The following is a 7,928-nucleotide window of genomic DNA, read 5'->3' on the forward strand; positions in this document are numbered from 1 at the left end:
GTGGGAGCAAGGCTTGCCCGCGATGCAGGCACCTCGCTTTCTCGAAGACCGCGTTGCTTTCATCGCGGGCAAGCCTTGCTCCCACAAACGTGTCTAGCGTTCGACGCTGCGGTTCCAGCGCGCGTTCCAGGCCGGGCGTTGCTCGTTGACCTGGTCCCAATCCACCGCAATGGCCGTTTCCAGGTACTGCTTCATCGCCTCTACCTGGCCGCGGGTTTTGTCAGTGGTGGGTGTGGTGGGGTTGGACGGGATCTGGTCGCCTTCTTCCAGGGCAATGGCCTGGGCTTGGGGCGTGAGCAGGAAGGCGGCGAGCTTTTGCGCCAGTTCAGGCTGGGTGTTCTGGGCAATGGCGCACTCAGCGACGTTAAGCACCACCGCGCCTTCCTTGGGTTGCGCGTACTCGACCGGCATGCCCTTGAGTTTGAGCGCGGTCACTTGGGTAGGCGTCAACGGGAATAGCGCGGCTTCGTCGGTTTGCAGCATTTCGGAGATCTTCGCGGAGCTCGGGATATATTCCAGCACGTTGCGTCCGACGGTGTTTGGCCAGGCCTTGAAGCCCGGTTCGACGTCGGCTTCGCTGCCGCCCTGGATCCGGTTGAACATCAGGAAACCGTGCAGGCCGAAGGTCGAGGAAGCCAGGGACTGGAATACCAGTTTGTCCTTGAAGCGCGGATCGGCCATGTCCATCCAGGAGGTGGGCGCGCTCCAGCCATTTTCCTTGAACAACCGTGTGTTGTAGGCCAGTCCCGTGACACCGAGGCTGACCGCCACGGCTTGATCCTTGATGCGGCCCTTGGCCGGAATCTGCGCCAGGGGCGGGCTGTCTTCGAGCTTGTCGCACAGCCCCATGGCGATGGCGCGGTACATGATGCCGTCATCGAGGAACATCACGTGCATTTGCGGGTTGCCTTTACTGGCCTGGACTTTCGCCAGGATATCGGCGGAGGTGCCGGGCACGATCACCACTTTGACGTTGTTGGCTTTTTCGAAGGCCGGCAAGACCTTGTCGGCATAAAGCCGCTCCATGGTCCCACCGTTCATGCCCAGATAAAGCGTCGTCTCGGCCAGCGCCTGGCTGACCGGGAGCAAAGCGCCCAGGCAGGAGAAACCCAACGAGCAGAAACCGAACAATGCACTGCGTTTGACGTTATTCATTGGCGCGACCTTCCTCTATCAAGCAACGGAGATGGAGTGAAACCGGGTGATTGAAAACGCATCCAGCGACGTTTTTGACGCGCCGCAGCAGATGATTTCGGTGAGCGCCTGGCCCACCGCGGGACCGATCTGAAAACCTGCGCCGGCAAAGCCGAACGCATGCAACAGGCCGGGTTGGGTGCTGCTGTGGCCGATCACCGGTTGGCGATCGGGCAGGTAACCTTCGGTGCCGCTCCAGGTGCGAATCGCCTGGGCACCCTCCAAAAAAGGGTAGAGCTCGACGGCTTGGCGCAGGATGTCGATCACTGCGTTCTGGCCGGGTCGGGCGCGGGCATCGTCCAGGGCGAAACCCTGGCCGCCCCCCAGTACGCAGTTGCCGCGGGCGACCTGACGGGCGTAGATACCGCCGCCCTCCACGCCGGTGCTGGCATCCATCACCAAGGGCAATGGCTCAGTGACCAGCATCGCTGGATGTCCGGCGTGCATGGGCACCGCTTCGCCAAATTGCCCGGCAAAATGGCTCGCCCAGGCGCCCGCGCAGTTCAGCAGCCAGGGAGCCTGAAGCACCAGGCCCGTTTCGGTACGCACACCAAAGCGCTGGCCGTCATGTTCCACATGACTGACTGCGCATTGTTCAAAGACCTGTGCGCCATGCCTGCGGGCCGCTTGGGCAAATGCCGGGGACACCAGTCGCGGGTTGGCGTGGCCGTCGTCCGGGCAGAGGGATGCTCCGACTGCAACTGCACCGACCCATGGGAAGCGGGCGCGCAACTGGTCACGGTCCAGCAGTTGCAGATCAAGGCCGAAGCCCTGGCTGTTGGCAGCATAGTCGTGCAGGGCCCGCAAGTCGTCGGGGCTGCGGGCCAATTTCAGGTGACCGCTGCGCTGGTACTCCCCGTCGATGCCGATCAACTGCGGCAACTGGCTCCAGATTTCATGGGCCCGTTGCGACAGCGGCAGTTGTGACAACGGTCGACCCTGGCGCCGCACGCCGCCGTAGTTCACGCCGCTGGAGTGCGAACCGCAGAAGTCTCGCTCCAGCAATGCCACCCGGCGTCCGGCTTTACTCAGGAACAGCGCGGCCGAGGCCCCGACGATACCGCCGCCAATGATCACGACGTCCACTTCGATCAAGGCTCGATCTCCAGGCCAAAGGGGAGGGGTTTGACCGGTGCCTGTGCCCGCATCCGGCCGATTTCGCCGACCGGACGCCCGCTCTCGCTGGCAATGATTTCCGCCGCTGCCGCGCCGCACATTCTGCCTTGGCAACGCCCCATGCCGACCCGGCAATGGGCCTTGACCCGGTTGATTTCCCAATGGCCTTCGCCCACTACCTGGCGGATCTCGCCGGCGCTGACCTCTTCGCAGCGGCAGATCATCAGGTCGTCAGCGGCGTGGGCGGCCCAATCCGTGGGAAGGACAAAGGCGCGCTCCAAGCCCTGTCGGAAACGGCCGATGCGCTCCAGGGATTGTTCCAGTTGGGCGCAACGCTGCGGGTCGACGAGGTAGCCCAGGTCTTCGAGCAAGGCCAGGGCTGCACGTTCGCCGGCTATCTCCGCAGCGTCGGCACCCATGATTCCAGCGCCGTCGCCTGCCAGGTAGACCCCTGGCACGCTGCTGCGACCGGCAGGGTCGCGCTGTGGCAGCCAGGCACGGTTAAGGTGACTCCAGGAAAATTCGCAGCCCAGCAGATCAGCCAGTTGGGTTTCGCTGCGCAAGCCGTGGGCGAAGGCCACCGCGTCGCAATCGAGGGCTTGCTCACCTTTGGCGTTGCGCCATTTCAGGGACTGGACGCGCCTTTCTCCGTCGATACGCGACAGGCTTGCACCTTGATGCACAGCAATGCCGTGGCTGGTCAGCCAGGCGCGATAGTAGAGCCCCTTGGCCAGTGTGGCCGGTTGAGCCAGCAGGCCGGGCAGGGCGCGGGCCTGGGCGCTCAAGGGCGAGCTATCGAGTACCGCGAGCACCTTGGCGCCGGCCCTGGCGTATTGATAAGCCACCAGATAAAGCAAAGGGCCGCTGCCGGCGAACACCACCCGTTCGCCGATGGCACAACCCTGGAACTTCAGGGCGATCTGCGCCGCGCCCAGGCTGTACACACCTGGCAGGGTCCATCCCGGAGCGGGAAGGATTCGGTCAGTGGCGCCCGTTGCGACGATCACGCTGGCGTACTCCACGCGTGCGACACGGCCCTCATGCAAGGTATCCAGCAGGCCGGCCTCGGCGTTCCACACCAGTGTGTCTGGCCGGTAATCGAGCTGTTCGCGCAACGCGTCGAAGGTTTGGTGCAGGGCGCTGGCTTTGTGCGCCTCAAAGCCATACAGCTTGGCCGGCGAGCGTTTGAAATTGGCCGGTTGTTGCCGATAGATTTGTCCGCCACCGCGTGCGGCTTCGTCCAGCAGGATGGGGTAAACGCCGTGGGCGACCAGGGTCTGGGCGGCGCGGATACCCGCCGGGCCGGCCCCGATGATGGCTACCGGTTTCATAGCCACCTCGCAGGCGATGCGGTGGGTTTGGCGGATTCTTCAAAGACGCTATCGCGAGCAGGCTCGCTCCCACATGGGATTTGTGGTGATGATGCTTGAGTGTGCGGGCGCCGCAAGTCTCCTGTGGGAGCGAGCCTGCTCGCGATGAGGCCATCCCAGCCGGCAATGTTCATAGCTGACGCCCCGGTTCACGGATGACTTGCTGGCCGGCTTCAAGTAGCGTCGAGCAGGCGCGCACGCGGCGGCCGTCGCCCAACCGGACCCAGCAATCCTGGCAGGCGCCCATCAGGCAGAAACCGGCCCGGGGCTCGGCGCTGAAGTCGCTGCCGCGCAAGTGTTCACTGCAGGTGAGCACAGCGGTGAGCAGCGTATCGCCCAGCAGACCGATGGCCGGTTTGCCGTCGAGGGTAAAGTCCAGTGCCGGGCGGTCGCCCTCGGCCAGTCGTGTCAGCAGAGCCATGGCGCCCTCATTGTTTGCCCACCAGAACCCGATCCAGGCCATAGACCCGGTCGAGCAGAATCATGGTCAGCGCCGTGAGCGCGATGACCAGCGCCGACACTGCCGCCATCATCGGGTCGATGGATTCGGTGGCGTAGACATACATGCGCACCGGCAGGGTTTGCGTGGCCGGTGACGTGACGAAGATCGACAAGGTGACCTCGTCGAAACTGTTGATGAACGCCAGCAACCAACCCCCGGCTACCCCGGGCAGAATCATCGGCAAGGTGATTTGTCGAAACAGTGTGAAGCGCCCGGCCCCTAGCGATTGCGCGGCCTGCTCGGCGCTGCGGTCCAGACCGATGGCCGAGGCCAGCACCAGACGCAGCACATACGGAGTAATCACCAGCACGTGGGCGAAGATCAGCCAGGTGAAGCTGCCGTTCACGCCCATCAGCGCAAACAGCCGCAGCAACGCCACACCCAGCACCAGGTGCGGAATGATGATTGGCGACAGGAACAGGGCATTGAAAAAATCCCGGCCAGGGAATTCGAGCCGAGTGATCGCCAGCGCTGCCGGCACCGCGATCAGGGTCGCCAACGACGCCGCGCTGAACGCCAGGATCAGGCTGTTGTAGAACGCATCGATAAAGTCGGCGCGTTCGAACACCGCACGGAACCAGCGCAGGGAAAACGCCGTGGTCGGCAGGCTCAGGGTGTTTTCCGGGGTGAAGGCAACCAGACAAACCACTACCAGCGGCGCCATCATGAACACCACCACCAGGGCATGAAACAACAGGGCGAAAGGACCGTTCCTGGATATGACGAGTTACCCCAATGACTTCTTGTAGCGGCCTTCGATCATGCGGTTCCACGACAGCATGATCAGCAGGTTGAGCAGCAGCAACGCGACGGCAATCGCCGCGCCCATTGGCCAGTTCAGCTCCGACAGGTACTGGTCGTAGATCAGCGTGGCGACCATTTTCAGGCGGCGCCCGCCGAGCAGGCCGGGAATGGCGAAGGAGCTGGCGGCGAGGCCGAACACGATGAGGGTGCCGGACAATACGCCGGGCATGATCTGCGGCAGCACGACCTTGCGCATCACCGTGAACTGGCTGGCGCCCAAGGACAGCGCGGCCTGTTCGGCGGCTGGGTCAAGCTTTTGCAGCGAGGTCCAGACCGGGATGATCATGAACGGCAGCATCACATGCACCAGGGCGATGACCACGGCAAACGGCGTATAGAGCAGCTTCATCGGTGAACCACCGAAGGCTTGCAACGTCTGGTTGACCAGCCCGTCGGCACCCAGCAGCAGACTCCAGCCGAAGGCCCGCACCACCACCGAAATCAGCAGCGGCGTGAGAATCAGAATGAGGAAAATCGAGCGCCAAGGCGCGCCCATGCGGCTGAGGATATAGGCCTCGGGCACACCGATCAGCACGCACAAAATAGTGGTGAGTGCGCTGATCCAGAATGTGCGCAAAAAGATTTCGTAATAGTACGGGTCGCTCAGCAGGCTCGCGTAGTGGTCGAGGGTGTAGGCGTGCGCGTCGATGCCGGTGCCGTAGTCGAAGACGTTGAACGACAGCACCAACGTCAGCCCCAAGGGAATGACCAGCAGGCCCAGGTACCAGGCCAGGGCGGGGGCTGACATCAGGTAGCCTTGCCTTCCCCGGCGCATTGCATCGATCAGCTTCATGCCGGCACCTCGTCCACGCTCAGCACCCGCAGCAGCGCCGGATCCCAGTCAAGACCCACCGCCGTGCCTTCGGTCAGCGGCGCACAGCCGTCGTTGCGGCGCACCACGCTGAGTTCGCCCAGGTTGGTCGAGACGCCGTACAGCCATTGGCTGCCGAGAAAGAAGCGGCTGACTATGACCCCTTGCAACCGACCCGAGCCGGCTTGGCACAGATCGATTTTCTCTGGACGCAGGCTCAAGACCAGTGGGCCGTGGCCCTGGCGGCAAGCTTGAACGTTGCCCTGGCTGTCGCGCTCGCCGGGCAGCAGGTTGGCTTTGCCGACGAAGCCGGAAATGAATTCGGTGCGCGGGTGTTCGTAGAGGGTGTACGGCGCGTCGATCTGAGTGATGCGCCCGGCTTGCATCACCACGACCCGGTCACTGATGGACAGTGCTTCGGATTGGTCGTGGGTCACCATCAATGTAGTGATGCCGACTTCCCGCTGAATGCGGCGGATTTCGTACTGCATCTCCTCGCGCAGGTTGGCGTCGAGATTGGACAGCGGTTCGTCGAGCAGCAGCACTGGCGGCTCGATCACCAGCGCCCGGGCCAGTGCCACACGCTGGCGCTGGCCGCCCGAGAGTTCCCGCGGGTAGCGCTCGGCGTGCTGGTCCAGACGCACCAGCTTCAGCACCCGATTCACCCGTTGTTGCAGCTCGGCGCCGGGCACTTTTCGCATGCGCAGGCCGAAGGCGACGTTGTCCTTGACGGTCATGTGGGGGAACAGCGCGTAGCTTTGGAAGACGACGCCCAGGCCCCGACTGGCGGGCTTGGCGTGGGTGATATCGCGACCGTCAAGCAGGATGCGCCCACTGCTGACTTCGACGAAGCCGGCGATCATTTGCAAGGTGGTGGTTTTGCCGCAGCCAGAGGGGCCCAGCAGCGAGACGAATTCGCCTTTTTCCACCGAGAGATGGGTGTCCACCACGGCATCGATGTCGCCGTAGCGTTTGCCAAGTCCTTCAAGTTGCACAAAAGCCATGATTGCGCTCCACCTGAGATTGTTATGCGTCGCCACAAGGCGCGCTTTTTTGTATGGGCAGATACGAAAGGATGCTGCGGGGTGCGTTGGCGCTCGGCGTTAAGTCGGCTGCCGCTGTTGTTCGAATCGCCCCTGTATGGACGCAGAGTAGGACGAAGAATAGGATGGGCTCAATGGACTATTTCACTGAAGCGACGACTATTTTCAGTTTCCTTCGGTGAGTAAATTAACTACCGAGAAATCTAATGTCAGATTCCATTGATCGGAATAACGAAAAAAATGAAGTCGGGGTCGGTGCGGTCTCCCGACTGTTTGCCGTGTTGCGCAGCCTGGGTGACACGGTCGAGGGCGGGGAGCGGGTCACGCAACTGGCTCAGCGCATCGGCCTGTCTCAACCCACCACGCATCGCATGCTGCGCAGCCTGATGGACGAAGGCATGGTCGAGCAGGACGCGCGCAGCAAACGCTATCGCCTGAGCCTGGACTTCTTTGCCTTGGCCGCGCGTGCCGGGAACACCGGCAACCTTCGTGAGCTGACGCGGCCCGCCATGCTACGGCTGTCGGCGTCCCTGGGGGATTCGTTATTTCTGCTGGCGCGCAGTGGTTTCGATGCGATCTGCCTGGACCGCAGCGAAGGTCCTTTCCCGATCCGCACATTCACCGGCGACATCGGCGGTCGCGTGGCGTTGGGCGTGGGGCAGGGCAGCTTGGCGATTCTGGCGTTCCTGCCGGAAGAAGAGCGCGACACGGTGATCCAGTACAACCTGCCACGGCTCAAGGATTTTCATTTGTACGATGAAGTCTTCCTGCGCACGGAAGTGGAGAGCGTACGCGCGCTGGGCTACGCCGGACGCAATACTGGCGTGTTGCAAGGCATGGCCGGGGTGGCTGTGCCGATCCTGGACCGGGAGGGCCGCGCCGTGGCGGCGTTGAGCGTGGCGACCGTGAGTGATCGACTGGGGCCCGACCGCCTGCCGACGGTGGTGGAGATGCTCAAGCGCGAGGCGGCGCTGATCGGACCGCAAGTCAACCCGTTCGACCCGCTGCTGCGCAGACCTTCGCAGGTGTTTGGGCAGGGTTAAATTTCACGACATCTCCAGCCCCTGTGGGAGCGGGCTTGCTCGCGA

8 protein-coding genes are annotated in these 7,928 nt (G+C 63.2%); 1 reads left to right on the forward strand and 7 read right to left on the reverse strand.

From position 1 onward, the window contains the following. Nucleotides 1-93: 93 nt before the first annotated feature. From HU811_RS22545 to HU811_RS22575, 7 genes are all read right to left on the reverse strand, one after another. Nucleotides 94-1,155, reverse strand: coding sequence for an ABC transporter substrate-binding protein (locus HU811_RS22545; protein WP_186658165.1), 1,062 nt, complete (start codon nucleotides 1,153-1,155; stop codon nucleotides 94-96). 18 nt (nucleotides 1,156-1,173) lie between these two features. Further along, nucleotides 1,174-2,289 carry an NAD(P)/FAD-dependent oxidoreductase gene (locus tag HU811_RS22550; RefSeq protein WP_186658167.1) on the reverse strand — a complete coding sequence of 372 codons (1,116 nt, stop codon included), beginning with the start codon at nucleotides 2,287-2,289 and terminating at the stop codon, nucleotides 1,174-1,176. Then, nucleotides 2,286-3,641, reverse strand: a complete 1,356-nt coding sequence (locus tag HU811_RS22555) for an FAD/NAD(P)-dependent oxidoreductase (protein WP_186658169.1) — start codon at nucleotides 3,639-3,641, stop codon at nucleotides 2,286-2,288. Before HU811_RS22555 ends, HU811_RS22550 begins: the two co-directional genes overlap by 4 nt. Nucleotides 3,642-3,810: 169 nt before the next feature. Continuing rightward, on the reverse strand, nucleotides 3,811-4,101 hold the full coding sequence (locus tag HU811_RS22560) for a (2Fe-2S)-binding protein (RefSeq protein WP_092457032.1): 291 nt from the start codon (nucleotides 4,099-4,101) through the stop codon (nucleotides 3,811-3,813). A 7-nt stretch (nucleotides 4,102-4,108) separates the two neighbouring features. After that, nucleotides 4,109-4,903, reverse strand: coding sequence for an ABC transporter permease (locus HU811_RS22565; RefSeq protein WP_092400603.1), 795 nt, complete (start codon nucleotides 4,901-4,903; stop codon nucleotides 4,109-4,111). A 6-nt stretch (nucleotides 4,904-4,909) separates the two neighbouring features. Next, nucleotides 4,910-5,779, reverse strand: a complete 870-nt coding sequence (locus HU811_RS22570) for an ABC transporter permease (protein WP_092400605.1) — start codon at nucleotides 5,777-5,779, stop codon at nucleotides 4,910-4,912. Beyond that, on the reverse strand, nucleotides 5,776-6,801 hold the full coding sequence (locus HU811_RS22575) for an ABC transporter ATP-binding protein (RefSeq protein ID WP_092400607.1): 1,026 nt from the start codon (nucleotides 6,799-6,801) through the stop codon (nucleotides 5,776-5,778). Before HU811_RS22575 ends, HU811_RS22570 begins: the two co-directional genes overlap by 4 nt. A 245-nt stretch (nucleotides 6,802-7,046) precedes the next feature. Between HU811_RS22575 and HU811_RS22580 the strand changes: the two genes are divergently transcribed. Further along, on the forward strand, nucleotides 7,047-7,883 hold the full coding sequence (locus HU811_RS22580; protein ID WP_186658171.1) for an IclR family transcriptional regulator: 837 nt from the start codon (nucleotides 7,047-7,049) through the stop codon (nucleotides 7,881-7,883). Nucleotides 7,884-7,928: the final 45 nt, after the last annotated feature.

This window comes from Pseudomonas tehranensis, from assembly GCF_014268615.1.
GTDB lineage: Bacteria > Pseudomonadota > Gammaproteobacteria > Pseudomonadales > Pseudomonadaceae > Aquipseudomonas > Aquipseudomonas tehranensis.